The organism is Dyella sp. PARNA 12/25, assembly GCF_055702865.1.
The window spans coordinates 154146-178765 of record NZ_JBVQCI010000006.1; the positions used below are offsets into that span (position 1 = coordinate 154146).

A 24620-nucleotide genomic window follows, 5' to 3' on the forward strand; every position below is an offset into this window, starting at 1 on the left:
GACTCCGACAGTGCCGCGAGATGATGGCCTCATCAGGTAGCTGACTGATACCCAGGCCAATAGGTTGCCGTGTATAAAGGCGGGCTGCCTGTCACCGTTTGGTCAAACGGGGCACTTTCTCTACCCCGGAGCCATACGTGTCGACTGCGTCTACCCCTACTTCGCCGCTGTACCAGCGGTTTCGCCCGCTGTTGTGGCTGGCCATCTGCTATGTGGTGATCGGCGCACTTACGCGCGGCGCGCTGCTGTTCATGGCGGGCAGCGGCGTGCCCATGAATCCGCTGTATTGGGCCTATGCGTTTGGCGTCGGCCTCGCTTATGACCTGGTCGCCTTTGTCTACCTTGCCTGGCCGCTGGTGCTCTATCTGTGGCTGACGCCGCAGCGCGTGTACGTGTCACGCACCGGGCAGTGGCTGCTGTATGGCGGCGGCGCGGTGCTGCTGTTCGGGCTGATGTTCGTCGGTGCGTCCGAGCTGGTGTTCTGGGGCGAGTTCGGTACGCGCTTCAATTTCATCGCGGTGGACTATCTGGTCTATACCACCGAGGTGATCGGCAACATCCGCGAGTCGTATCCGCTGGGCACCTGGGTCGCCCTGCTGGCACTGACCACCCTGGTGGTTGTCTGGCTGACCCGTGGAGGCCTGCAGGCTCGTGATGGCGGCACGCGCTTCTTGCAGCGGGGCAAGGTGGCGCTGACGTGGTTGCTGATCACCGTGGTGACGGCGCTGGCCGTCAAGGGCACGCACAAGGACCGCACCGACAACGCCTATGTCAACGAGCTCTCCGGCAATGGCGTGTACGAGTTCTTCGCCGCCTTCCGCAGCAGCCATCTCGACTATGCGCGTTTCTATCACACGCTGCCGGAGGACGAGGCATTCAAGCGTGTGCGCGAGTTGGTCAAGACGCCCGAAGCCACCTTTATCAGCGACGATCCGCACGACCTCACCCGCGAGATTCGTCATGCCGGGCCCGAGAAGCATCTCAATGTCGTGCTGATCAGCATCGAGAGTTTTTCGGCCGACTTCCTCGAGGAGTTCGGCGATACGCGCGGCATCACGCCCAATCTCGATGCGCTGATCGGCCAGAGCATGTTTTTCGACAACCTCTATGCCAACGGCACGCGCACGGTGCGAGGCCTGGAGGCGCTGTCGCTATCGGTGCCGCCGACGCCGGGCGACTCGATTGTGAAGGCGCACAACAACGAGAACCTGTTCTCGGTGGCCAACGTATTCAATGACCGTGGTTATCAGTCGGATTTCGTCTACGGCGGCTACGGCTATTTCGACAACATGAACTACTTCTTCTCGCATAACGGCTATCGCGCGGTGGACCGCAGCGACATCGCCAAGGGCGAGACGATTCATCATGAAAATGTGTGGGGCGTGGCCGACGAGGATCTCTACACCTTGGCCCTGAAGCAGATGGATCAGGCGAACGCGCAGGGCAAGCCGTTCTTTCTGCACGTGATGACCACCTCCAACCATCGCCCGTTTACCGTACCAGCCAATCGGGTGACGCCGCCGGATGGCACGCGTGAAGCCGCCGTGGCCTATACGGACTGGTCCATCGCCGACTTCATCAAGCGCGCGAAATCCAGGCCGTACTTCGACAATACGGTGTTCGTGATCACCGCCGACCACTGTGCATCCAGCGCGGGCCGCACCAGCGTGCCGATCAACCGCTACCACATCCCGATGTGGATCTATTCACCTGCACACATCCAGCCACAGCGCGTCACGCGACTGATGTCGCAGGTGGACGTTATCCCGACCATGCTGGGCCTGCTCAACTTCAGCTACCGCAGCCGCTTCTTCGGTGCGGACATTTTCCAGCTTGAGCCAGGGCGCGAGCGCGCGTTTCCCGCCACTTACGAGAAACTTGGTTATCTGCAGGGCGAGGTGCTCACCGTGCTTGAGCCTCAGCGCAAGCTGGAGCAGGTGCGCCCCGACTTCGATAGCGGCGACGCCGTGCCCCACCTGCCCGTCGATCAGCATCTGGTGGATGACACGGCCGCTTACTATCAGGTCGCCTCGTATCTGTTCAAGCACGGCAAGCTGCAGCGCCGACAGGACGACAGCGCGCCGGTGCAACGTGACGATGCCGTCGCCGAGTCGCCATGAGCAGTTGCCGCATGGGAACGGCCGCGGCAGCGGCCCGCTTTAGAGCCGGTCGCCCTGATCCGATTCCAGCAACTCGGCAGGTAGCGGCACCACCTCCATGTTGCGGGCGAACAGCATGGCCTGGAAGCGCTCACCCATCTGGTCGGGCAAGGTGAGTTTCTTCACTTCCTGCGCCAGGCGATAACGTGCCGTTTCGTCGGTAGCGCTTTCATATGCGGACTCAAATGCACCCTGCAAACCACTGCCAATCAGGAACTGCGCCTGCGACAGATAGCCGGCCACTCCGAAGCCGGCGCTGTTGCCTGCCTCAGCCAATGCGGTGAAATCCACGGACGCGGTGAGATCGTTCAAACCGGGGAGGTGCAGCGGGTCGTTATGTGCGCGATGGCGATAGTGCGCCATCAGCGTGCCGTCGCTGCGCTCGGGCAGGTAGTACTCGCGGCGCACATAGCCGTAATCGATAAACAGCATCAGGCCAGCGGTGAGCGAACCGGCGACGGCCTGAATCCAGTACGGCAGTTGCGGCAGGATTTCCGAGCGGTAGCCATCGGGAAACTCGGTTTCGATATCCCGCTCGACGTGGCGCACCGCACCCGATACCAGTGCATCGGCCGGTCGATCGATACGCATCAGTCGGCCTTCGCCATCCAGCGCCACGTACTCTTCGTAGACCTCACCCTTACGCATCGCAAAGCGCGTGGTGGGCAAGGCGTCGATCACTTCGTTGGCGAACAGCACGCCGTGCCAGTCTTGCTCCGGCGGGCGATCCAGCCACAACACGCGCGCAAACACGTCGGATGGCAGCGCCCTGAGCAGACGGTCGCGCTGACGCTCACGCAGATCCGCGCTGGGTTCGAGAATGTAATAGCGGCGCGGCAGCGTGCCGCTGGCGAGGAACGCCTTCAGCGCGGCTTCGGCGAATGAGCCACTGCCGCCACCTAGCTCGAGAAAATCGGCATCCGCACCCAGCAGTTCCAACACGGGATAGGTCGCGTTCACGACACAACGAGCAAAGAGCCCACCCAGTTCCGGCGCGGTGATGAAGTCGCCGGCTTCGCCGAATTTGGTCTTGCCCGCACTGTAGTAGCCCAGCCCGGGGGCATACAGACAGCGCTCCATGTATTGCGAGAACGGCATCGGCCCGTGCGCGGCGATTTCCTCGCGCAGGCGCGTCAGCAGCCGGTCGGAGTGGGCGCGTTCATCCGCGCCAGGTTCGGGAAGTTGGAAAGACATGAGCGGGGCCTGCCAGGAAACCTGCGAAGGATAACCCAAGCCCCGCCATAGCCTCGCGTAGGGGGGAGGAAGACTATGGCGGAACCGGGCCCAGCTGACCTTAGAAACTGAAGTCTTTCTGCAGACTCAGGTAGACGCCACGACGCGGGCCGTACTGCGGCGCGCCGACGCCCACGCCGGTACCGCTGCGCAATTGGTAGCTACGGTCGAACAGGTTAATGACGGACAGTCGTGTCTTCACCAGGCCGAGGCTATCGAAGTTGAAGTCATGCGCCACGTTGGCGTTCATCTGGAAGTAGTACGGCAACGATGCGCCATTCGGCACGCCCGGCGCGGCTTCGCGCAGGCCGCTGCCGAAGAGGTAGTCCATGCCGACCCGCGTAGTCGGGTTGAAGGCATAGGTGATGCCGCCCGACGAGGCAAGCTTCTGGTCATGGTCCAGATGGATGTAGTTGTTCTGGATGTAACTGAGTTCTTCCTGCCCGAAGTTGTACTGACCCGTGATGATGTCCTTGCCCATGGCGCGGCTGATCGCTGCGTTGAAGTAGGCCGAGATGGGGCCGTTCTCGTAGCTGGCAGTGAACTCCACGCCATGGATGCGGCCCCTGGCGTAATTGAAGTTGGAGAAAATCAGCGCCGTGCCGAACTGGCCTTCGTCTTGTAGACGGCGGACGTCACGGTAGTACGCATCGACGCCCAGAGTGAGCGTGGAGCCGACCTGCTGCTGGATGCCAATGTCGTAATAGTTGGAACGCTCGGTCAATGGCGTGTTATTGCCGCCACTGGGCAACTCGCCCGTGGTGCCATTGAAGCGTGCAATGTTGGCGTCGTCGATCACTTCGGTCGCAGGCGGCGTGAAGTAACGCGCATAGCCCGCATGGATGGTGGTGCTGTCGGTGGCCTGGTACACCACACCCAGACGCGGGCTCAGCTGGCTTTCTGTGCGGAACAGCTCATAGTGGTCGCCGCGCACACCGTAGTTGAGCGTCCACTTGTCGCCGATGCTCCACTCGTCCTGCACGTAAGCGGACCAGGTGCGCGCCAGCAGCTGGTTGGCGTCGTAGATGTTGATCGGCGTGGTGCTGGCCTGGGTGCCATCGGCATTGGCCGGAAACACCAGCGAGTTGTTGCTGGTGTTGCCGCGCTCGAATTCACCGTACAGACCGTAACGCAGCGTGTGGCTCTGGCCCAGCGGCGTGGAGAAATCCGCCTGCAGCGTGCTGGCGCGGTTGGTGCGGCCAATGGTGGAGGCGATGCCGTTGAACATCAGGTCGCCGACATCGTCCGGCGTAAAGCCGACATGCGTGTAGCGCTGGCCCAGGGCCACCTGGTAGTCGGTCTTGCCCAGCTTGCCCTGCAGCGACAGCACGCCGAAGGTCAGTTTTTCCCGCTGACGCTCATTGAGATCGGCCGAGTCGAATGCCGTGCGGTCCAGATACTGGAACTGCGGTGTCTGGTTCGGGTTGTTGGGGATCTGGAAGCGATTGTTAGTCGCACCGAACATGAAAGTGATACGGGTGTCGTCGTTGATCAGATACGACAGGTCGCCGAAGCCCTTCACTTGATTGGTGTGATCGTGGATCGGCGTGCGGCTTGCCGTAGGGTTCTCGATCCCAACGTCACTTTCAAAGTAATTGGCGGTGACGTACCAGCTCCAACGGCCACTGGTACCCCACAGCGATGCATTGGGATTCAGCGTGCCGAACGAGCCCCCCATGATGCCAACGCTGCCGCCGTTACCCAGGTCGCGCGGGCTCTTGGTGGTGATGTCCACCACGGCGGCGGTACGCAAGCCGTACTGCGCTGGCAGTGCGCCATCGAGCAGGCTCACACTCTGAATGGTGCGAGCATCCAACGACTGGCCAAAACCCGAGATCGCCTCGGGAATGATGACGCCATTGATGCGGTACTGGAGGTTGGCGTGGTCGCCACGCACATGCAGCTGACCGAACGAGTCCTGTACGACTCCAGGCGCCTGCAGAATCACCTGATTGAGGGGGGTGGAATCACCCAGTGCCATTTGCTGGATGGATTTCTGGTCGATCACGTACTGGCTGCTGCCGGTGTCCGGCGACAACGCATTGCGCGACTGGTCGAGCGCCGCAGTGACATCCACCGCGCCAAGCTCCTTCACTTTGGCCGGCTTGTTGCGGTTGGCGGCGCTCGAGCCGGCCCCATTGCTACTTGCATCGCCGGGGGTAGCGCTGCTGGTATCGGCATTCGGGCTGGTCTGGGCAAACGCCGCAGGCGCAACGGCGCCCAGCGCAACGGCGAGACTCAAGGCTAGCAAGGTACGTTTCATCGGGCTTCCGGGAGGGGCGGCAGTGGCTATTTTCGATACGTTATAACATTGCCATTCTAGCCCAACGCTTGCCTGCCCCAAAAGTCATGCCCGGTCATGCCATGGGACAGAACGGAATCGTCTGGGTGGCTGAACAAGCCCCAGGGCTCGCGCCGGCGCCCGGGCGCGCCGTGAAGCCGCTGCGCCACCGCGGCAACCGTTTCCCGGGGCCGTCGCTCGTTCTTGCCAGGGGCCACCCAACTCGCGTAACCGATCTGGCTCTGGCGCGGCAGGAGCTCGACACGGGGAGGACCAAGACAGCGCGCCTTTGCCCGTTCGGTGACCCGCCGAATGAGTGCCGCACCCTAAAAGAATGGTTCAGTGCCGACCCATCCATGCGCGTACGAGCAGTCGGTATCGCCACGCCCGCCATGTGGCGATGACGCGCCGCCATCCCGTCGCCACCAGCATGGTCCCAGGCGCCCGGTGTGCTCACGACAACCATTCGCCAACTCTCGCTGGCGTCACCGCAGCAAATTTACGGATATGCGTTACGTAGATTTACGCAACGCGCCGCGTTGCCGGCGAAGCGATTCCGGGCTTTCCTTTTTGCTTTATTCACAGCCTGTTCGCGAAGATCAAAACGAGGGATGGCACTTCTTTCTGAAGGAACAGACATCGATTCGCACAACTTCTCGACAAGAGGGGAACTCCAATGATGAAGTCTTCGATCCTGTGCGTATTAGGCATGGCGGTGCTGATGGGGGGATGCGTTTCGCAGCAGAAATACAATGAGTCACAGCAAAGGAACGCTGAGCTGGAAGCGCAATACCAGCAACTCAACCAACAGATGGGCTCCGAGGTCGCTTCCCGCGACATGCACATCGACCGGATGCAGAACGCAATCAAGGTCTCGGTCAACAGCCAATTGCTGTTCCCCTCGGGCGGCTGGGAAATGTCTCCTGAAGCCAAGACCACCATTGCCAAGGTTGCAGCCATCCTTGCGCCGCATCAAAAGAACAAGATCAACGTCAATGGCTACACGGACACCACGCCGATAGGCCCTGTGCTGGCCAAACAGGGCGTCACCACCAACATGATCCTGTCGCAGAAGCGCGCCGATAACGTCATGCAGTTCATGATTTCGCAGGGCGTCAGGCCGGACATGGTCTCGGCGCACGGCTTCGGTGAGGAGAGTCCGGTGGCTTCCAACGACACAGCCGAGGGAAAGGCACAGAATCGCCGCGTGGAGCTGACCATCGCGAATCCTGGCAACTGACGTTGAGGCGTTGGGGCAGAGTACATGTCCGAGGAAACCGTACTCCGCCCCTCGCCTTGTTGCCTTAGCGATCAAACCAGCGATATTGGATGGCTAAAGAGCATCCGAAATAGTCGCCGCCAACGCGAGTGATCCATCCGTTCGATAGCGCAAATTTTGCAGACCACGCCTTCGACATCGGAACCGCCAGGGTGACGGCATAGCGTGTATTGGAAACCTCATTGTCGTCGGCGACACCGTTCTTGCTGGTTGCGCCGCCATGAGCATGGCCGATGGTGGCCGCCACCCAGAGTCCGGGCGCAAACGTGTAGCCCCCATGCAGTTGCAAAACAACTAACGGATCCTGGCTTCGCTCGTTTCCATGGAAGAAGTCGTGATTCGTGGTGAATAGCCAGACACCGCCCGAAGCTTCCATGAACCACTTGCCCATCGGCCGCGCGATACCAATCTCCGGTTTGAATGACCAGCGGTTGGTGCCAATGTTCACGAGTTGAGCAGGGTCGTATCGCCCGGTCGGTGCCGATACAGTCAAGCTCACGCCGATCGACGTGGTCGGCGTTCGATTCGCAAACTCCTCGCGGGATAGCGCGGAATCGCCCATCAGGTTGAAGGCGAGTCGCAATCGCGCATCACCCAAGCCAGATCGGTGAATGTCACGCGGAGCGTCAATCACTGTGCCGCTAAGGTTTCCGCTCACGCCTGGAATGGCAATACCCAGAGACGCACCATGGTCAGCGATCCCGAACGTGCGGACGTAGCCCAGTACTGCGGTATCAATTTGTGCTCTGACGTTAGTGACGGGCAGCGAGGGATCCGTCAGCACATCACCCGAGAGGTGCGTATAGGAAGCAACGATGAAGTTCGTGCCGACCGGCGATGACGAATAGGTTCGCGGCTCTAATTCCTGAGCCCACGCAGCGGCCGAATGAAGCGATATCCAGCATATCCCCGCCTGAAGCAAAGTACGGAAACCTGGTATGCGTTTCATGGTCGAATCAATCCCATGTGAAAGCACACATCCGGATACAGCACGCTTTCAGATACAGCACGCTTTGTCACCTGGACTTGAAGATAACTCAGAGCTGGCCTCGTCAGTGACCATGGCATGAGTCCATTGAGCGCGAGCGATTTCCGTTTGGACACGTCGCCGTTGCAAGCTTCCCGCGCTCTCCACTCATGCGGTGAGTCATCGGCGCACCTCACCCCTTGGAGCGGCATGATTGGCATGGCATGCGAATCAACATGCATGCGTACACCAGCGTTGACCCATGCCGCCCCGTCCGGCAGAACCCTGTGTCAGGCCTTGTCTTACGCGGGGTCAGCAGGCTTTCACTCGACAGGCCTAGACTGGCGGCCTTGCACCCACAGAGCCTAGCTCCATGTCCAAGCCCTCTTCCCAGCTACCGGCCATCATCACCGACCACAGCCGGGTGACCCAGGCCATCCTGGATTTCGTCAGCCAGATCCCGGATAGCGTGGTGCCCGGCAGCAAGACGCCAGAGAGCGAGGCGCGCCGGATTGCTACCCGCGCGTCCCAGCGTGCCGCACTCACCGCCAGCACGCTGGCGTTGCCACCTGGGCCGCTAGGCTGGCTGACGGTGCTGCCGGAGCTGATCGCCATCTGGAAGATCCAGGCGCAGATGGTTGCCGACATCGCCGCCGCGTATGGCAAGCACCCCGAGCTGGGCCGCGAACAGATGCTGTGGTGTTTGTTCCGCCACACGGCCGCGCAGGCCTTTCGCGATCTGGTGGTGCGCGTGGGCGACCGCCTGTTTTTCCGTCGGGCCACTTATTCGGTGATTGAGCGCATCGCCAAGACTGTAGGCGTCAAGGTGACGCAGCGCGCGATCGGTGGCGGCATCTCGCGCTGGCTGCCAGTAGTCGGCGCGGTGGGCGTGGGCACCTACGCGTACTACGACACCGCACAAGTGGGGCGCACGGCCATCGCCATGTTCAACGCCACCATCGAAACCGACACCACACCATCCGACCCCGCTGCCGGATGACGCTGCGCTTGCTTTGCGGCAAGCTCACCATCCCGTCGCGTCACGCAGGAGTCCGCGCATGAGTCCACGCCACGAGCGCCCCGTTGTCCTGATCACCGGCGCAGGCAAGCGCGTGGGCGCGGTGATCGCCCGCACGCTGCATGCGGCGGGTTACGATCTCGCGCTGCACTATCGCCATTCCTCGGCCGAAACCGAGTTGCTGGCCGCATCGCTGGAACGTCAGCGCGATGGCAGCACTTATACGGTGCAGGGCGAACTGGCGGATATTGAGGCCCTGCCCGACCTCGTCCAACGCGTACGGTCGCGTTTTGGCCGACTGGATGCGCTGGTTAATAACGCCTCCGCGTTCTATCCCACGCCAGTCGGCACCGCCACGCTCGCACAGTGGAACGAGCTGTTCGCATCGAATGCGCAGGCGCCGTTCTTCCTGGCGCAGGCCGCGTTACCCGCGCTGCGCGAAGCGCGCGGCGCCATCGTCAATCTGGTGGATATCTATGCCGAGCGCCCGCTCGCCAACCACCCGTTATATGGCATGGCGAAAGCCGCGTTGGCCGCGATGACGCGATCGCTCGCACTGGACTTGGGTCCGGATGTACGCGTGAACGGCGTGGCCCCGGGCGCGGTGATGTGGCCCAGCGACGGCAAGCCTTACGACGATCAGCAGGCCATGCTGGCCCGCACGCCACTGCAGCGAGCAGGCTCGCCTGAAGACGTCGCCGGCGCCGTGCTTTGGTTGCTTCGTGACGCCCCGTTCGTGACGGGACAGATCATCCGCGTGGACGGCGGACGGACGCTTTCCGTCTGACCACTGGGCCGGGCGCCAAGCAAGCGCCCGGCCACGTGTCACTCGATTACTTCTTTGGCTTGAAGGCCTGCTCGAGCATTGCCTGATCGAAGCCGTAACCCACCTGACCTTCTTCGGCGTAGCGATAGAGCGCCGCCGCATAGATACCCTGCAGCGATGCCTGGATCAGGCCCAGCAAGGTAATGCCGATAGCCACCACCGCAAACGCGATGACCACCGCGGCAATCGACTGCATGGCGAAAGCACCCATGATCAGCCCTGCCGACACCAGGATGGCCAGGAACATCAGCAGGCCGAACACCACGCCGATACCCGCGTTGCCGATGATGTTCTCGCCCCAGGTGCGCTTGAGCAGATCCACACTACGCTTGATCGCATCCGTGGGGCCTACCTCCTGGCTGGCCAGCACCGGCACCACCAGGAACGTGGCCACGGTCCACGCGAGACCAAGGAAACCGGCCACCAGCTTGCCGATCAGGCCCAGGCGCTCCTGCAACGCGCGCAACACCAGGCCCACGGTGGCCGCGATCAATGCGTAGCCGAAGATGCTCACGATGCGCGAGCGGGCGATAGCCATGCCCTCGCCGAAGCTGGTGGATTCACCGCGAAGGCGCATCAACGCCGCACCGGCCAGCGCTGTGTTGAAGAAGATGATCACGAAGTACTGCACGAGATAGAACAGGAACAGCGCAACGTATCCGCCCGCCGATAACGCTCGCTCGCCCGTCTCACCTGCCGCCCCGGAGCCGGCAAACGCAAGCCCGATGGGGATAAGAAAGCTCGCGGCCACCAGCAGACAGCACACGCCGGATACCAGCGGGAACATCAGCAGCGACTTGTCCGAGCGCAGCACTTCCGCGCTGGCCTTCATCAAACTCCAACTACGTGAAAACCGACCTGACATACACCTGCCTCCCTGTGATGATGAATTTATCTCGCACCTAAGCGAAGCGCCGCAGTGGAGCCGTCTTCGCAGATTCGAGAGCCTGCACGAAATTGTTCAAACGCTTCCTACTACCGTCATTCCCGCTTTCGCGGGAATGACGCTTCGTTTTCTGCGATTCGCTTTCTATCTTTGGCAGCCTCAACTCAGAGCGGCTCCAACTCAAGCGGTTCGCTTTCAACTGGAAATGCCGACCACAGCGCCGCCATGGTCTGCCCGCTTACCGGATGCACCAGCTGCGGCGCGATATCGGCGATCGGCTTGAGCACAAAGGCGTGCCGGAGTTCCTTGCGCGGAATATCCAGGTGCCCCTCGCCATGCCGCACCAGGTCGTCGTACAGCACGATGTCCACGTCCAGGGTGCGATCGGAAAACCGCGGCACATCGCGGCGGCGGCCGTGACGGTCTTCCAGCGCATGCAGCCACTCGTTGAGCGCTTCCGGTGAAAGATCGGTATCCAGTCCGACGGCAAGATTCACGAAATCCGCACCATCGAACCCCACCGACTTGCTGCGATAAGCCGGCGACACCGCCAACACGCCGAATCGCACGCCAAGTTCCTGCAGGGCGGCACGCAGATAGCGATGAGGCTCAAGATTGGAGCCGAGGCTCAGATAGACACGCGCCATCGTCAACCCATCACTGCGGGCGGATGCCGCGCTCAATGCGCACACCCACGGCCTTCGCACCACGCACGGCACCCGGCTTGGACAGCTTCAGGCGAACCCACGACACACCGAATTCTTCGCGAATGATCGCTGCGCAGCGCTCCGCCAGCGTCTCCACCAGGCCGAAGCTGGACGCACTCACGTAGTCGATCAGCCGCTTGGAGACATCTTTGTAATTGAGCGTAAGCGCAATGTCGTCACTGGCCGCAGGCACGGTGTTGTCAAATGCCATCTCGATGTCGAACGACAGGGTCTGGCGCACGCGGCGCTCCCAGTCGTAGATGCCAATGACGGCATCGATGCGCAGGTCTTCGATGAAGACGATATCCATGGGTGAAGACACCTGTAACAAGGTTGAAGACAGGTGGGCTTGGGCAACCTACACTTGTCTTAGCGTGCGCCATTGTAGCGATGGATCGACGCACGCGCTGCGCACCTGCCGGTGCCGCCCTGTCACCCTGTGAAAACAAGCGACTCACGGACGCCACTGGCGTGCCGTGATGGGGCACTGCCCCCTGTCGCGACACGTATAAGGAAATCACACGATGTTTCTGCAAAAACTCGAAAGCCTCTATGGCAGCCTCATCCGCCTGCTTACCGCACTGCTTACGCTGACGCTGCTCGTCGTAGCCGGGGCCGCCCTGATCAACTGGCAGCGCGCCACCGCCATCGAGCCGAAAGCCGAAGCCGCGCAGCAGACGCCGCCGAAAGTGGCCCATGACGACCTGGTCAAGCGCGTGGTGGCCAGCCAGACCGGCAACGCTGCCGATCCGATCAGCGCCAATGATCCGAACCGCGCCGCCTACGACCGCATGAGCAAGACCATTGTGGCGTTTGCGACCAAGCACGATGTGACCAAGGATGATGCCGATGTCGACAGCCTGATCTCGTCCATTCACGACAAGGTCGCGTATCAGGACAACACCACGTTGAAGGCCGCCTACGCCAACGGCCTGGCCGATGCGCTGGAGCACACGCTCGCCGATACCAAGATCGAAGCACTGCTGACCAAGCCGGCGACGAAGAAGGACGATGAGTGGTCCGAAGAGGTCACACCCATGGCCATCGTGAACGACGTCATCGACCAGTACGACACGGAGTTCACCCAGCAGGCCGATAACAGCGACTCGAAGGACGACGGCTACAAGACCTTCAAGGAAAAGCAGGAAGGCGCATGGCGCTCACTGGCGCGCGTCGGCGGCCCGTTGCTGCTGCTGATCCTGGTGCTTCAGCTGCTGACCTTCGGCCGCATCGAGCAGAACACCCGCCAGCTCAACGGCATGGGCGACAAGGCCAATTGATACAGCGAGCCACCGCGCACAAGGCGGGGTGGCTCGTTCTCTTGTAGGAGCGCACTTGTGCGCGACAGCCGTGCATTACGGTACGACGAAGCGCTGCGGTCGCGCACAAGTGCGCTCCTACAACACTGCCGCGGCGATCACATCGCGGGCGGCAGGCTCTCCAGATCCCAGCGCGGGAACACCTGCACCGATTCGTCCTGATGCTGGCCGTGGGCGAGACGGATGGCGCCAGCCAAAGCGATCATGGCTCCGTTGTCGGTGCAGAAGGCCAGGCGCGGGAAGTACACCTTGAAGCCGTCCTTCGCGCCGGCCGCCGCCAGCTCCGCACGCAGATGCCTGTTGGCACCCACGCCACCGGCAATCACCAGTCGCTTGGCACCGCTGGCCTGCAAGGCACGACGGCACTTGATGATCATGGTGTCGACAATGGCTTCCTCGAAAGCGCGTGCAACATCAGCGCGCGTCTGCTCGGTCTGATCCGATTGCTGCCAGGCCAGCAACACCTGGGTCTTGAGTCCCGAGAAGCTGAAATCGAGGCCGGGCCGATCGGTCATCGGGCGCGAGAAACGGAACACGCCGGGACGTCCCTGCTCCGCCAGCTTCGCCAGCGCCGGACCACCGGGATAGGGCAGGCCCATCAGCTTGGCGGTCTTGTCGAAGGCCTCGCCGGCGGCGTCGTCCAGCGTGTCGCCGAGAATCTTGTATTCGCCGATGCCCTTCACTTCCACCAGCATGGAGTGGCCGCCCGATACCAGCAGGGCCACGAACGGCGGCTCCGGCGGATCGTCTTCCAGCAGCGGGGCCAGCAGATGCCCTTCCATGTGATGGACGCCGATGGCCGGCACGCCCAGAGCCCAGGCCATGGCCCGGGCGGCCGAAGCGCCCACCAACAGGGCCCCGACCAGACCGGGGCCGGCGGTATAGGCCACGCCACCGAGATCGGCCGGGGTCAGGCCCGCCTGGGCCAGCGCCTCGCGCACCAGCGGCAGCAGTTTGCGCACGTGATCGCGGCTGGCCAGCTCCGGCACCACCCCGCCGTACTCGGCGTGCAGCTTGATCTGGCTGTAGAGAGTGTGTGAAAGCAGGCCGCCACCAGGCGCGCCAGGCTCCCAGCGCAGCAGGGCCACGCCGGTTTCGTCACAGGAGGTCTCGATGCCCAGCACCGGCTTATTTGCCGGCATGTCAATCTGGGGCTTTGAAATTGCTGTCGTTTCCACGTTATACTTCGCGGCTCACCGTATTCAAACGGCCCGTTCAGGCGAGCCAGTCTACCACTTGGAGTTTCCATGCCCAGCGTAAAAGTCCGCGAGAACGAGCCGTTCGAGCTTGCCCTCCGTCGCTTCAAGCGCACCTGCGAAAAGGCCGGCGTCCTGGCCGAGACCCGCAAGCGCGAGTTCTACGAAAAGCCGACCCAGGAGCGTAAGCGCAAGCGTGCAGCAGCCGTGAAGCGTCACCTGCGTCGTCTCTCGCGCGACACCTCGCGTCGCACGCGCCTGTACTGAGCCCTTCGTCCGCTCTGCGGACGGTTTGAGGCTCCGGCGCCCCCGGGCGTCGAATCAGGTAGCCTGGCAGCTGGCGCGTCCATCCGCTGCCGCTAAGTCAGTAGACCTACACTAGCCGGCGTTGCCCTGCGCAACGCCGGCTTTGTGTGCTTCCAAGGAAATGAGTCCATGACCCTGAAACAGCAGCTTACCGACGACATGAAGACCGCCATGCGTGGCGGCGAAAAGAACCGCCTGGGCGTCATCCGACTGATCCTGGCCGCGGTCAAGCAGCGCGAAGTGGATGAGCGCATCGAGCTCGACGACGTCCAGACCCTGGCCGTGCTGGAGAAGATGGTCAAGCAGCGCAAGGACTCCATCACCCAGTACGAGGCAGCCAACCGCCAGGACCTGGCTGACGTGGAACGCGCCGAGATGAAGATCATCGAGGCCTACCTGCCGGCCAAGCTCAGCGACGAGGAAATCGACGCGCTGATCGCCGCCGCCATCGCCGAGACGGGCGCCAGCTCGGCCCGCGACATGGGGAAGGTAGTCGCCGCCGTGAAGGAAAAGGCCGCCGGCCGCGCCGACATGGGCGTGGTATCCGGTCGCATCAAGGCCCGCCTGGCCGGCTGAGCCCGGCCAAGGCATTCGACGGGCCGCCTGCCGGCCCGCTTGCTACGACGGCTGCCATGCCGCCAGATCAATCGATTAATCGTTCCATGCGCCGGTGATCGGCCACCTTGCCCAGCGCGTTGCCGAGGCGCGATTTGCGCTCACCGACCACCAGAAAACCGACACGGCGATACAAGGCCTCGGCACGTGGATTGGAAGCTGCTACGTCCAGCACCACCCGCTGCCGCCCCGCCGCACGGGCCGTGCTTAACAGCTGCTCGATCAACGCACGACCCATGCCCTGCCCGCGCAGTTCCGGCGCTACGGCCAGGTGTGCGAGGTAATACATGTCGCCAGCCGGCGGTCGGATCACCGACTCGACGCGCAAACCGCGCGAAATCACACCGGGGCCCCGCCCCAGGCCGTAATGACTCAGGATCTGCCGAGCCGCCGCCAGCGTAAACGGCCACTTGGTGTCCGCCCCGTAACCCGCGCCTACCGCCACCACGCGATCGCCCGACACGCCCACCCAATGATTGCGCCAGCCAAACTCGCCCGCGCCATCGACAAAACAGTAACGCAGGAACCCCTGCGCATCGCCACCGTCGCGGGTAGCAAATACATAGTCGAACGCCGCCGGGCCCGAGCTATAGATCAAAGGCACGGCAGCGGATGCGTCTTCGGGTGCCGCAGGACGAAAACGCACCTGCACGCCCGGCCTTGCCGTTTCGACGATATTCCCCATGTTTGCCACCCCAAGCCCAACGGCTTCCCCGGGACCAGCATAGGGCAAGCTTTTCACCACGCGCAGTGGCAACACCGGCCCGCCCTGGGGGGCTACGCGGCCACGAACCCTAAACACAGGCTACGCGCAACGCATGGGCAGGCCCTAAACTAAGCTGCTTATGCGCGGACGCATCCCTGACACTTTCATTGACGAACTGCTTGCCCGCGTTGACATCGTCGACGTGATCGAGCGGCGCGTGCCGTTGAAGAAGGCCGGCCGCGAGTGGACCGCCTGCTGCCCGTTCCACAACGAGCGCACGCCCTCGTTTTACGTCAGCCCGGCCAAGCAGTTCTTCCACTGCTTTGGTTGCGGCGCCCACGGCAGTGCGCTGAAGTTCCTGATGGATTACGAGCGCCTCGAATTCCCCGATGCGGTGGAAGAACTGGCGCAATCGGTCGGCCTGACCGTGCCGCGCGAGGGCGGCGACGATCGCCCGCGCGAGGACAAGACCGATCTCTACGCACTGCTCGACGCAGCCGCCGGCTGGTACGAGAAGGAGCTGCCGCGCAACCCCGAGGCTCAGGCGTACTGCAAGAAGCGCGGACTGGATGCGCAGACCATCCAGCGCTTCCGCATCGGCTGGGCGCCGGCTGGATTCGATGGCGTGATCAAGGCGCTGGGCGGCAGTGACCGCCGCATGCAGTTGCTCAACGAAGCCGGCATGGTCGCGAGCAATGAGCGCGGCCATCGCTACGACCGCTTCCGCGAGCGCCTGATGTTTCCGATCCTGGATCGCCGCGGGCGCGTGATCGCCTTCGGCGGCCGCATTATTTCCAGCGCGCCTCCTGCGCGCGAAGGTCAAGAAGCGGGCATCCCTGCCCGCACTCCTCAAAAAGAGCCGGGCCCTAAGTACCTCAACTCACCCGAAACGCCGCTGTTCCACAAAGGCCGCGAACTGTTCGCGCTGTGGCAGGTGAAACAGGCCAACCCGAGCCTGCAGCGCATCGTAGTGGTCGAGGGCTATATGGACGTAATCGCCATGCATCAGGCGGGCCTGCCGATTGCGGTGGCGACGCTGGGCACGGCGACGACGCCGGAGCACACCGAAGTATTGTTCCGCGCAGCGCCTGATGTGGTGTTCTGTTTTGACGGCGATCGCGCTGGTCGCGCAGCAGCATGGAAAGCGCTGGAATCGGCGCTGCCGCGATTGCGTGATGGCCGTCAGGCGTACTTCCTGTTCCTGCCCGACGGCGAGGACCCGGACACTCTGATCCGCAAGGAAGGCAAGGAGGGTTTCGAGAAGCGTCTGAAAGCGGCAACGCCATTGTCGGAATACTTCTTCAGCGAACTCGCACACGACGTGGATACCGCGAGCCTCGATGGCCGCGCACGTCTTGCCGAGCGCGCACGACCACTGATCGCCAAATTGCCGGATGGCGCATTCCGCGACCTGATGGCGCAGGAGTTGGAGAAACGCACGGGCGCTCGTGCCGTACTCGAGGCCGATCCTTCGGCGCGACGCACGGTGCAACGACCCATCGTGGTGCAGCGCTCGCTGGTGCGCAGCGCTATCGCGTTGCTACTGGCACAACCGGGCGTGGCCGATCAGGTGGAGCGCCCTTACGGCTTCCTTCGTCTCGACAAGCCCGGTGTGGAGTTGTTGGCCGAGCTGATCGACATGGCGCGCTCGCGCCCCGGCATCAATCCCGCCATGCTCGTCGAGCACTTTGCCGAGCGTTCGGAATATCCCGCGCTGCAGAAATTGATGGCCGCGATGGTGGTTGGCGAACCAGAAACACAGCGCGCGGAGTTCTTCGACGCGCTCAAGCGCATGGAGCATCAGGCCACCGTGCAGCGGCGCGATTTGCTGACCGCCAAGAGCCGCGAGGGCACACTGAACAGTGCGGAGAAAGCGGAGCTGCGCGAGCTGCTGGCGGCGCGCGTCGCCCCGCCGGCTGAGGCCGGCTGACACGCTTACGCACCTGCGGGCTAACGGGGCGAGCGCTCGCGATGGGCGCAAAAGAACAAGCTTCTAACCACCCACCCCGCAAGATTGCCCCTTCACCCAGCCCACTCCTGGGGAGGGGGAGGAAGATCACACCCTGCGCTGCGGCAAGCGTAGTGTCGTCTTCCTATGGGATCATCGGCCCCACTTGTAATGCATGGGTCGTCCACCAGGGCAAGGACGTAGATGGAACTGCTTGAAAAACTGGTGACCCTGTTTGCCGAACACGGCTATCTCGCGGTGTTCATCGCGTTGTTGCTGTGCGGCGCGGGCATCCCCTTGCCTGAAGACATCACCCTGGTCGCTGGTGGCGTGATCGCTGGCCTTGGCTATGCCAACGTGCACAACATGTTTGCCGTGGGTATGGCGGGCGTGCTGGTGGGCGATTCTGGCATGTTCCTGCTTGGCCACCACTTCGGCGCCCGCATTCTCAAGTTGCGCTTCGTGGCGCGTGTCCTCACGCCGGATCGATATGCCAAGGTGCAGGAGAAGTTTGAGCGCTACGGTAATCGCCTGATGTTTATCGCGCGCTTCCTGCCTGGTATGCGCACGGCTGTTTTCATTACCGCGGGTTCGACGCATCGTGTGTCGTTTCTGCGCTTTTTTTTGCTCGATGGGTTGGCGGCGCTGATCAGTGTGCCGATCTGGGTGTATTTGGGTTACTTCGGTGCAGACAACCACGAGTGGCTGGCGATGTGGATTCGTCGCGGGCAGAACGGGGTGTGGTTGCTTGGGGGAGCGGTTCTTGTCGCGGTGTTGGTGTTGTGGTGGCGGCATAAGCGGCGCGTGGCGTGTGAGTCGAGTTCGCGCTGATTGCGCAGGAACCTCGCCACCTCCCTAACGACACATCCACCCTCACCGTCATCCCCGCGAAAGCGGGAGGCGCTTTTCAACAGCCGAATGGCTGGTCATCCAGTGACTTTGTTCTTTGCTCTTGTCCCTGGTTCAGCGATACCGCCAGCGTGCCGCCTACGCGGCGGGCGTTTCGATCCCCTGCCGGCGCTCGAGTCACTTTTCTTTTGCTGGCCCAAAAGAAAAGTAACCCAAAGAAAACGGCCTCAAGAGCGGGGTCGCCGTGGCGCCGTGATTAATACGAGCCTTGCCCGCTGTGAAGCCCGGATCGTCACGACCGCCCGACACGCGGTACCGCTACACCGCAACGCACCTTAGCGAAGAGGGCTTTAAGCAGAGGGTTGCTGCGAGGAGATCCTCGGCGCGCCTCACAGCTCCCTCTCCCCTCCCGAGGAGAGGGCTGGAGTGAAGGGCCACCCTAGCCCCAACACCTCAGAAGAACTGTTATCTCAGCACGCCCCGGAATGACAGTGAGCTGAAACATGCAGCCGCCTCAGCTCTTCTTCCCCGACTTCTCAGCCGCCATCTCCGGCACATCATCACGATGCCACCAGCCGCCACCCAGTGCCTGGAACAACGCCACAGTGTCGGAGTATCGCTCCGCCCTGGCCTGCACTAACGCTATCGCCGTCTGCTGCCACGCCAACTGCGCATTGAGCATGGCGCTTTCACTGATATCACCCAGAGCCAGCTGATGCTTGGCGATATCGAGGCTCTTCGCCGCCGCACGCTCGGCACGCTCCGTCGCCATCAGGGTCCGCGCATCGGCGTCGATCGCATGCAGCGTGTCCGCCACGTTCTGCACCGCCTGGATAACGGTGCTGCGGTACTGCGCTGCAGCCTGTTTGTACGCCGCTTCGGCACCGCGCTGCTTGTGCTTCAACGTGCCGCCGTCAAACAGCGGCTGTGACAGGGTGGCGCCGAGGTTCCAAAAACCGCTGCCGGCACTGAACAGCTGGTTCGCTTTCTCCGAGGCGCGACCAAACGCTGCGTCGATCTGCACGTTGGGCAAACGGTTTGCAATGGCCACGCCTACGTCCGCACTCGCCGAGTGCAGCTGCTCCTCTGCCGCCCGCACGTCGGGGCGCTGTTCGACCAGTTGGGCGGGAAGGCTCACGGGCAAATCGGTGGGCAGCTGCAAGGCGTCCAGCGTGAATTGCGCGCCGATCTCCTGATCCGGCGTACGGCCGGTCAGCGCCGCCAGCAGGTCGCGCTGTTGCGCCAGCTGCTTTTCCAGCGGCGGCAGCGTGGCTTTGCTCTGCTCCAGCGCGGTCACTTGCGCGGCCACGCCCGCATCGGAGACGTCGCCCAGCGCATGCTGCCGCTGCAAGGTGGCAAGGATCTTGGTCTGCGCGTCGATGATCTGCTGCGTGGTGTCGATCTGTGCGCGCGTGGATGCCTCGGTAATCGCGGCATTCACCAGATTGCTGGTGAGCGTGAGATAGGTCGCCTCCAGCTCAAAGCGTTGCGCATTGGCCTGTGCCGCCAGCGATTCCACTTGGCGACGGTTGCCACCCCAGATGTCGAGCACGTACGACACGCTGACCTGTGCTGTGGTGAGGTTGTACAAGGAAGCGCCCGATGCAGCCGGGCTCGCCAGATCCTTGGCGATGTCCTGACGTGTGGGGCTCACGCTGGCGTTGACCTGAGGGAAGTACGCGCCACGCTGCGCGTACACGGCTTCCCACGCGACCTTGAGACCGGCATGTGCGGCTTCCACGTCGGCGTTGTGCTTGAGCGCATCGTCGATCAGGGCATTCAAGGGCTCGGAGTGGAACAGCGTCCACCACTGACCGGGAATATCCATCGACTGCACCAACTGCTGCGCTTCACCACTTTTACCTGTAGCGGCTTCGGTACTGTTCGGCATCGCCGTCGGTGCATAGCTCTTGGCGTCTGGTGCCTCCGGACGCTTGTAATCAGGGCCGACGACACAGCCAGTCAGCGCCACACCAAGGGCCAGCGTCAGCGCCACCCGAATGGCGGCGCGCAGAGAAGAACAAGAACGGATCACGTTAGTCATGGTCAGAGCTCCCGCGACGGATGCGGTTGATGCTGATGCTGGCGGCGCTCGATATAGCGCTCGACAGCAAAGTAGAGACCCGGCAATACGAACAGGGTCAGCAGCGTGGCGATGGGCAGGCCGCCGACGACCACGGTCGCCAGACCACGCTGCACGTCGGTGCCGATGCCGGTGGCAAGTGCGGCGGGCAACATGCCCACGCTGGCCACGGTGGCGGTCATCAATACAGGGCGGAAGCGTTCCATGGCGCCCTGAATCACGGCATCCCTCAGCGCCAGCCCTTCCTTACGCACACGGTTGATGTTGGACACCATGATGATGCCGTTCTGCACGGCCACGCCGAATAGCGCAATGAAGCCCACTGCAGTGGCGATGTTCAACGTTTCGTTGCGCAAATGCAGCGAGATCAGGCCACCCACCGTGGCGAGCGGCACCACGCCCAGCACCAGCGCCGCCTGATGCAACTTGCCGAACTCCATGAACAGCAGCACGGCCATGATGGCCAGCACCATGCCCATCACCACGATCAAACGGGCCTGGGCGCGCTGCTGATTCTCGAACGTACCCGCCCACTCAAGCTGGTAGTTGTGTGAATCGAACTTCACTTTCGCATCGATCTGTTTCTGTGCATCGGCGAGATACTCCGACAGCGCGCGATCACGGTTGTCGACGCGAATGGTGATCTGACGCTTGCTGTGTTCGTGCGCAATGGTGCTCTCGCCACTCTTCAGCGTGATCGACGCCACCTGCTTCAGCGGCACCTGTGCGCCGGTCGCCGACGTCAGCGGCAATTCGCCGACGGCTTCCACGCTGTTGGCCACTTCATTGGAGACACGCGCCGTGACGTTGTAGATGCGATCGCCCACGAACACCTGGGTAATCGGCGCGCCACCGATAGCGGTCTGGATCAGGCCGCTGATGTCCGCCACGTTGATGCCATAGCGCGCAGCCGCCTCACGATCGGCCACGATGGACACCTGTGGAATCGGCGGCTCCTGGAAGATCGACGCATCCGCCGTGCCACGTACGCCACGCAGCACGCCCACGATCTGCCCACCGATGCGGCGCAGCTCATTGAGGTCATCGCCGTAGATGCGCAGCACCAGCGGGCTGTGCGCGCCGCCAATCATGTCGTTCTCGCCGTCGACGATGGGCTGACTGATGCCTACGGTGATGCCAGGAATCTGCTGCATGCGCGCATTGAAACGTCGGATGAACTCCGCCTTGCTTTCGCGGTTAGGCCACTGGTCGTACGGCTTCAGACCCACGCCGGCCTCCACGTGAGAGGGCGTCCACGGATCGGTGCCGGTGTCGTTGCGACCCATCTGGGTGACTACGTGGGACACTTCCGGAAACTCGCGTACAGCGCGACGCAGATCTGCCGTCATCTCGCTCGCCTTATCCAGCGAGAGCCCAGTAGGCATCTGGACCTGCAGCCACAAGGTACCTTCGTCCAGCTCGGGCAGAAACTCCCGCCCAATGGTTGCGCCCAGCGCCAGTACACCCACCAGCGCTACACCCGCCACGGTGTAGACCACCGGGAGCTTGCCCAACAACTTGCCCAGCGTCGCTGTATACGCGGCCTGCAGTCGCTCCAGCGGTTTGTTGTGAAAGATCTTGCGCGGCTTGCGCAACGCGATGTACGCGAGGCCCGGCGTAAGCGTGACGGTGCACAACAACGCCGCAAGCAACGCATAGCCCACCGTAAACGCCATCGGGCGAAACAGCTTGCCCTCAGCGTGCTCAAAGGCAAACAGCGGCAGGTAGGCAGTGATGATGATCAGCGTGGCAAAGAAAATCGAACGACCTACGTGCTTGGTCACCGTCATCACGTCGTCTTCGGTGAGCACGGCATCGGGCTTTTCTTCGCGACGACGAAGAATCGCCTCGGTCACCACGATGGTACCGTCCACGATCACGCCAAAGTCGATCGCACCCAGCGAGAACAGGTTCGCTGGCATGTGCGTTAACTGCATCAGGATAAACACCGTGACCAGCGACATCGGAATCGCCACGGCCGCCACCATCGCCGAGCGAGGGCTGCCCAGGAAGAGGATCAGTACGATACAGACCAGGCCCACACCTTCCATCACGGTGTGGAAGACTTTTTCCTTGGTTGCTTCGACAAGGTCATCACGGTCGATGTAGGGCACGATGCGCACATCCTGCGCGGCGAGCTGCTTGTTGAGCTCATCGACCGTGGCATGCACGCCTTCCAGCACACGCGAGGGATTTTCGTACTTCAGCAGATCGACAATGCCCTCGATGGTGTCGGGGTTGTTGTCCTTGCCGAGAATGCCCTCGCGCACCTGATGACCGTATTGCAGCTTGCCTAGATCGCGCACGAACACAGGCACGCCGTTGCTCTCGGTCACGACGACATCACCGAGATCCTTGAGCGTATGCACCATGCCGACGCCGCGCACAATATAAGACTGCTCGCCGCGCGTAATGCGGCCACCGCCAGCATTGGCGGTGTTTGACGAAATCGCAGTAGACACCTGATTGACGCTGACTCCGTACTTCAGCAGCTTGTTCGGATCGAGCTCCAGGCGGAACTCCTTAGTGAAGCCACCAAAGATATCCACGTTGGCCACACCAGGAACGCGCTGCAACGCAGGCACCACCACCCAACGCTGGATCTCCGACAGCTCCATCAGGTTCTTGCTGGTGGATTCGAGCGTGTAGCGATAGATCTCACCGGCCGGACCTGATACCGGATCGAGGCCAGGCGTGATGCCCGGCGGCAGGGTGACCTGACTGATGCGCTCCATCACGCGCTGACGGGACCAGTAGTCCTCCGCGCCATCTTTGAAAACGAGCGTGATCAGCGACAGGCCGAACGTGCTGCTCGAGCGCATGCTCACCAGGCCCGGCGTACCCGCCAAGCCGCGCTCCAGCGGAATAGTGATCTGTTGTTCGATTTCTTCCGCGGCAAGACCCGGCACCTGCGTGGTGACCTGCGCGGTGACATCACTCAGTTCGGGATACGCCTCAATCGCCAGCTGAGTCCACGAGTAGTAGCCGAAGCACAACACCAGAATCGATACCACGATGAAAAGCATTCGCTTCTGGAAGCAAAAATGAAAGATCGCGTTAATCATTGAGCAGGACTCCGCCCTTCACGACCACGCGATCACCCGCTTTCAGGCCTTTCATCACGCGCGCACCGGCGCGCTCGTCGTAGCTGAGGTCGACGGTGCGACGCTCAAACGTCCACGGCGACACTTCGACAAACACCGAGGTGTTGTCGTTGTTCATCAGCAGCGCGGACTCCGGCACAAACACCTGTGCCGGCTGCGGCACGCTGATGCTGGCCCTGGCAAACATGTTCGGCTTCAGATGCCCATCGGCATTGGCAAAGGTGGCGCGCACCATGGCGCGACGCGTATCCGGCTGCAGCACCTGACTTACAAAACTCACCTGACCGTGAAAGACCTGGTCCGGGAACGCATCGAGCGTGGCTTCCATGCCCTGCCCCTTCGCGATCTGGCCCGCATCGGCTTCGGCCACATTGGCGGTGATCCACACCGTGCTCAGGTCGGATATGGTCATCAGCACGGCGGTAGCGTCATTGGCGAAGGCGCCCTGTGAGGTTGCCAGCGTGGTGACGTAACCGCTCACCGGCGCAGTCACCTGGATGCTGCGGCCGACGCTCGACACACCTGCTGCGGTCAGCGAATGCAGGCGCGTCTGGGCGCGATCCATTTCCGCCTGCGCCTGGTTGTAGGCGCTCTGGGCCGACTCCAGGTCCTTCACTGCGTTACCGCCTGCCTGCTGCACGCCCTTGGCGCGTTCAAGCTGCTTCTTGGCAAGCGCCAGTGCATCGCCGGCCTTGGACACGTCGCTGTAGGCCTGGGCCATGTCACCCGAATCGATGATGGCCAGCAATTGATTGCGCGTCACGTGGTCGCCCAGCCCCACCTTCAATTCGGCGACGCGGCCAGTGAGCGGCGCCACCACATTGGCGGTGCGCGCAGGGTCGGCCTCGACCGTGCCAGGGAACAGCATCGCGTGTGGCGACTCGCGCATATCCACCGGCGCAATCACCAGCTCCTTGCGCAGCGGTGACTTCTCGGGCACGTGCAACACGCCATGCTCGTTCACGAAAGCCGGCCCGACAGACTGGTCATCGGCCTGCTTGGAAGAACAAGCAGGCAACGACACGGCGATGGCCATGGCAAGACACAATTGAGTCAAACGATACGACATGGGATTTCCCCTAAAAAGTGGCATGCGTGCGCTCGCTGTAGCCAGCTGGCCACAGGACGCTTGATGCGA

The 24620-nt window shown here is 62.5% G+C and carries 20 protein-coding genes; 9 read left to right on the plus strand and 11 right to left on the minus strand.

Annotated elements, in window-relative coordinates; all coding sequences use genetic code 11:
• Positions 1-137: 137 nt before the first annotated feature.
• Positions 138-2120, plus strand: a complete 1983-nt coding sequence (locus AC0GUR_RS13705) for an LTA synthase family protein (RefSeq protein WP_472878048.1) — start codon at positions 138-140, stop codon at positions 2118-2120.
• A gap of 39 nt (positions 2121-2159) precedes the next feature.
• Here the strand turns inward: AC0GUR_RS13705 and AC0GUR_RS13710 are convergent, their stop codons facing one another.
• A complete protein-coding gene (locus tag AC0GUR_RS13710; RefSeq protein WP_472878049.1) occupies positions 2160-3353 on the minus strand; it encodes a class I SAM-dependent methyltransferase in 1194 nt (397 codons plus the stop codon).
• A 100-nt stretch (positions 3354-3453) separates the two neighbouring features.
• Positions 3454-5655, minus strand: a complete 2202-nt coding sequence (locus AC0GUR_RS13715; RefSeq protein WP_472878050.1) for a TonB-dependent receptor — start codon at positions 5653-5655, stop codon at positions 3454-3456.
• 694 nt (positions 5656-6349) lie between these two features.
• Between AC0GUR_RS13715 and AC0GUR_RS13720 the strand changes: the two genes are divergently transcribed.
• Positions 6350-6913, plus strand: a complete 564-nt coding sequence (locus AC0GUR_RS13720) for an OmpA/MotB family protein (protein ID WP_472878051.1) — start codon at positions 6350-6352, stop codon at positions 6911-6913.
• Positions 6914-6977: 64 nt separating this feature from the next.
• On the opposite strand, the gene AC0GUR_RS13725 is transcribed toward AC0GUR_RS13720, so the two are convergent.
• On the minus strand, positions 6978-7901 hold the full coding sequence (locus AC0GUR_RS13725) for a transporter (protein WP_472878052.1): 924 nt from the start codon (positions 7899-7901) through the stop codon (positions 6978-6980).
• 391 nt (positions 7902-8292) lie between these two features.
• Between AC0GUR_RS13725 and AC0GUR_RS13730 the strand changes: the two genes are divergently transcribed.
• Complete coding sequence (locus tag AC0GUR_RS13730; RefSeq protein ID WP_472878053.1) at positions 8293-8919, plus strand: hypothetical protein; 627 nt, start codon at positions 8293-8295, stop codon at positions 8917-8919.
• A gap of 58 nt (positions 8920-8977) precedes the next feature.
• Entirely contained in the window at positions 8978-9724 is a 747-nt protein-coding gene (locus AC0GUR_RS13735) for a pteridine reductase (RefSeq protein WP_472878054.1), read from the plus strand.
• Positions 9725-9770: 46 nt separating this feature from the next.
• Here AC0GUR_RS13735 and AC0GUR_RS13740 read toward each other — a convergent pair whose 3' ends face one another.
• The 3 genes from AC0GUR_RS13740 to folB form a co-directional block, all read right to left on the minus strand.
• The gene (locus AC0GUR_RS13740; protein ID WP_472878055.1) at positions 9771-10628 is read right to left on the minus strand and encodes a DUF6159 family protein; all 858 of its coding nucleotides are present in this window, start codon (positions 10626-10628) and stop codon (positions 9771-9773) included.
• A gap of 185 nt (positions 10629-10813) precedes the next feature.
• Positions 10814-11296 carry a 2-amino-4-hydroxy-6-hydroxymethyldihydropteridine diphosphokinase gene (gene folK / locus AC0GUR_RS13745; RefSeq protein ID WP_472878056.1) on the minus strand — a complete coding sequence of 161 codons (483 nt, stop codon included), beginning with the start codon at positions 11294-11296 and terminating at the stop codon, positions 10814-10816.
• 10 nt (positions 11297-11306) lie between these two features.
• Positions 11307-11666 (minus strand): dihydroneopterin aldolase, encoded by a 360-nt coding sequence (folB, locus tag AC0GUR_RS13750; RefSeq protein ID WP_472878057.1) that lies wholly within the window; start codon positions 11664-11666, stop codon positions 11307-11309.
• 214 nt (positions 11667-11880) lie between these two features.
• On the opposite strand from folB, the gene AC0GUR_RS13755 reads away from it, so the two are divergent.
• Positions 11881-12636, plus strand: coding sequence for a hypothetical protein (locus AC0GUR_RS13755; protein ID WP_472878058.1), 756 nt, complete (start codon positions 11881-11883; stop codon positions 12634-12636).
• 137 nt (positions 12637-12773) lie between these two features.
• On the opposite strand, the gene tsaD is transcribed toward AC0GUR_RS13755, so the two are convergent.
• Positions 12774-13817: a tRNA (adenosine(37)-N6)-threonylcarbamoyltransferase complex transferase subunit TsaD gene (gene tsaD / locus AC0GUR_RS13760; protein ID WP_472878059.1), complete on the minus strand. Its 1044-nt coding sequence runs from the start codon at positions 13815-13817 to the stop codon at positions 12774-12776.
• A 105-nt stretch (positions 13818-13922) separates the two neighbouring features.
• Here tsaD and rpsU point away from each other — a divergent pair, with 105 nt between their 5' ends.
• The gene (gene rpsU / locus AC0GUR_RS13765) at positions 13923-14138 is read left to right on the plus strand and encodes a 30S ribosomal protein S21 (RefSeq protein WP_014404075.1); all 216 of its coding nucleotides are present in this window, start codon (positions 13923-13925) and stop codon (positions 14136-14138) included.
• A gap of 168 nt (positions 14139-14306) precedes the next feature.
• On the plus strand, positions 14307-14753 hold the full coding sequence (locus AC0GUR_RS13770; protein WP_472878060.1) for a GatB/YqeY domain-containing protein: 447 nt from the start codon (positions 14307-14309) through the stop codon (positions 14751-14753).
• 67 nt (positions 14754-14820) lie between these two features.
• Here AC0GUR_RS13770 and AC0GUR_RS13775 read toward each other — a convergent pair whose 3' ends face one another.
• The gene (locus AC0GUR_RS13775; RefSeq protein ID WP_472878061.1) at positions 14821-15477 is read right to left on the minus strand and encodes a GNAT family N-acetyltransferase; all 657 of its coding nucleotides are present in this window, start codon (positions 15475-15477) and stop codon (positions 14821-14823) included.
• Between the two features lie 160 nt (positions 15478-15637).
• Between AC0GUR_RS13775 and dnaG the strand changes: the two genes are divergently transcribed.
• Both dnaG and AC0GUR_RS13785 read left to right on the plus strand, forming a co-directional pair.
• On the plus strand, positions 15638-17428 hold the full coding sequence (dnaG, locus tag AC0GUR_RS13780) for a DNA primase (RefSeq protein WP_472878062.1): 1791 nt from the start codon (positions 15638-15640) through the stop codon (positions 17426-17428).
• Between the two features lie 222 nt (positions 17429-17650).
• Positions 17651-18277: a DedA family protein gene (locus AC0GUR_RS13785; protein ID WP_472878063.1), complete on the plus strand. Its 627-nt coding sequence runs from the start codon at positions 17651-17653 to the stop codon at positions 18275-18277.
• Positions 18278-18809: 532 nt separating this feature from the next.
• On the opposite strand, the gene AC0GUR_RS13790 is transcribed toward AC0GUR_RS13785, so the two are convergent.
• Genes AC0GUR_RS13790 through AC0GUR_RS13800 form a run of 3 tightly spaced genes read right to left on the minus strand, consistent with a single transcriptional unit; the run spans position 18810 to position 24551 of the window.
• The gene (locus AC0GUR_RS13790) at positions 18810-20339 is read right to left on the minus strand and encodes an efflux transporter outer membrane subunit (RefSeq protein ID WP_472878064.1); all 1530 of its coding nucleotides are present in this window, start codon (positions 20337-20339) and stop codon (positions 18810-18812) included.
• Between the two features lie 2 nt (positions 20340-20341).
• Positions 20342-23443, minus strand: a complete 3102-nt coding sequence (locus AC0GUR_RS13795) for an efflux RND transporter permease subunit (protein ID WP_472878065.1) — start codon at positions 23441-23443, stop codon at positions 20342-20344.
• Positions 23436-24551: an efflux RND transporter periplasmic adaptor subunit gene (locus AC0GUR_RS13800; protein ID WP_472878066.1), complete on the minus strand. Its 1116-nt coding sequence runs from the start codon at positions 24549-24551 to the stop codon at positions 23436-23438. The genes AC0GUR_RS13795 and AC0GUR_RS13800 overlap by 8 nt, the downstream gene beginning before the upstream one ends.
• Positions 24552-24620 lie beyond the last annotated feature (69 nt).

Coding starts and splice junctions, on each gene's coding strand:
- AC0GUR_RS13710 (WP_472878049.1), bottom strand. CDS start 3,353: ATGTCTTTCCAACTTCCCGAACCTGGCGCGGATGAACGCGCCCACTCC.
- dnaG (WP_472878062.1), top strand. CDS start 15,638: ATGCGCGGACGCATCCCTGACACTTTCATTGACGAACTGCTTGCCCGC.
- folB (WP_472878057.1), bottom strand. CDS start 11,666: ATGGATATCGTCTTCATCGAAGACCTGCGCATCGATGCCGTCATTGGC.
- AC0GUR_RS13785 (WP_472878063.1), top strand. CDS start 17,651: ATGGAACTGCTTGAAAAACTGGTGACCCTGTTTGCCGAACACGGCTAT.
- AC0GUR_RS13730 (WP_472878053.1), top strand. CDS start 8,293: ATGTCCAAGCCCTCTTCCCAGCTACCGGCCATCATCACCGACCACAGC.
- AC0GUR_RS13790 (WP_472878064.1), bottom strand. CDS start 20,339: ATGACTAACGTGATCCGTTCTTGTTCTTCTCTGCGCGCCGCCATTCGG.
- AC0GUR_RS13720 (WP_472878051.1), top strand. CDS start 6,350: ATGATGAAGTCTTCGATCCTGTGCGTATTAGGCATGGCGGTGCTGATG.
- AC0GUR_RS13740 (WP_472878055.1), bottom strand. CDS start 10,628: ATGTCAGGTCGGTTTTCACGTAGTTGGAGTTTGATGAAGGCCAGCGCG.
- AC0GUR_RS13800 (WP_472878066.1), bottom strand. CDS start 24,551: ATGTCGTATCGTTTGACTCAATTGTGTCTTGCCATGGCCATCGCCGTG.
- AC0GUR_RS13735 (WP_472878054.1), top strand. CDS start 8,978: ATGAGTCCACGCCACGAGCGCCCCGTTGTCCTGATCACCGGCGCAGGC.
- folK (WP_472878056.1), bottom strand. CDS start 11,296: ATGGCGCGTGTCTATCTGAGCCTCGGCTCCAATCTTGAGCCTCATCGC.
- AC0GUR_RS13795 (WP_472878065.1), bottom strand. CDS start 23,443: ATGATTAACGCGATCTTTCATTTTTGCTTCCAGAAGCGAATGCTTTTC.
- tsaD (WP_472878059.1), bottom strand. CDS start 13,817: ATGCCGGCAAATAAGCCGGTGCTGGGCATCGAGACCTCCTGTGACGAA.
- AC0GUR_RS13755 (WP_472878058.1), top strand. CDS start 11,881: ATGTTTCTGCAAAAACTCGAAAGCCTCTATGGCAGCCTCATCCGCCTG.
- AC0GUR_RS13725 (WP_472878052.1), bottom strand. CDS start 7,901: ATGAAACGCATACCAGGTTTCCGTACTTTGCTTCAGGCGGGGATATGC.
- AC0GUR_RS13775 (WP_472878061.1), bottom strand. CDS start 15,477: ATGGGGAATATCGTCGAAACGGCAAGGCCGGGCGTGCAGGTGCGTTTT.
- AC0GUR_RS13715 (WP_472878050.1), bottom strand. CDS start 5,655: ATGAAACGTACCTTGCTAGCCTTGAGTCTCGCCGTTGCGCTGGGCGCC.
- rpsU (WP_014404075.1), top strand. CDS start 13,923: ATGCCCAGCGTAAAAGTCCGCGAGAACGAGCCGTTCGAGCTTGCCCTC.
- AC0GUR_RS13770 (WP_472878060.1), top strand. CDS start 14,307: ATGACCCTGAAACAGCAGCTTACCGACGACATGAAGACCGCCATGCGT.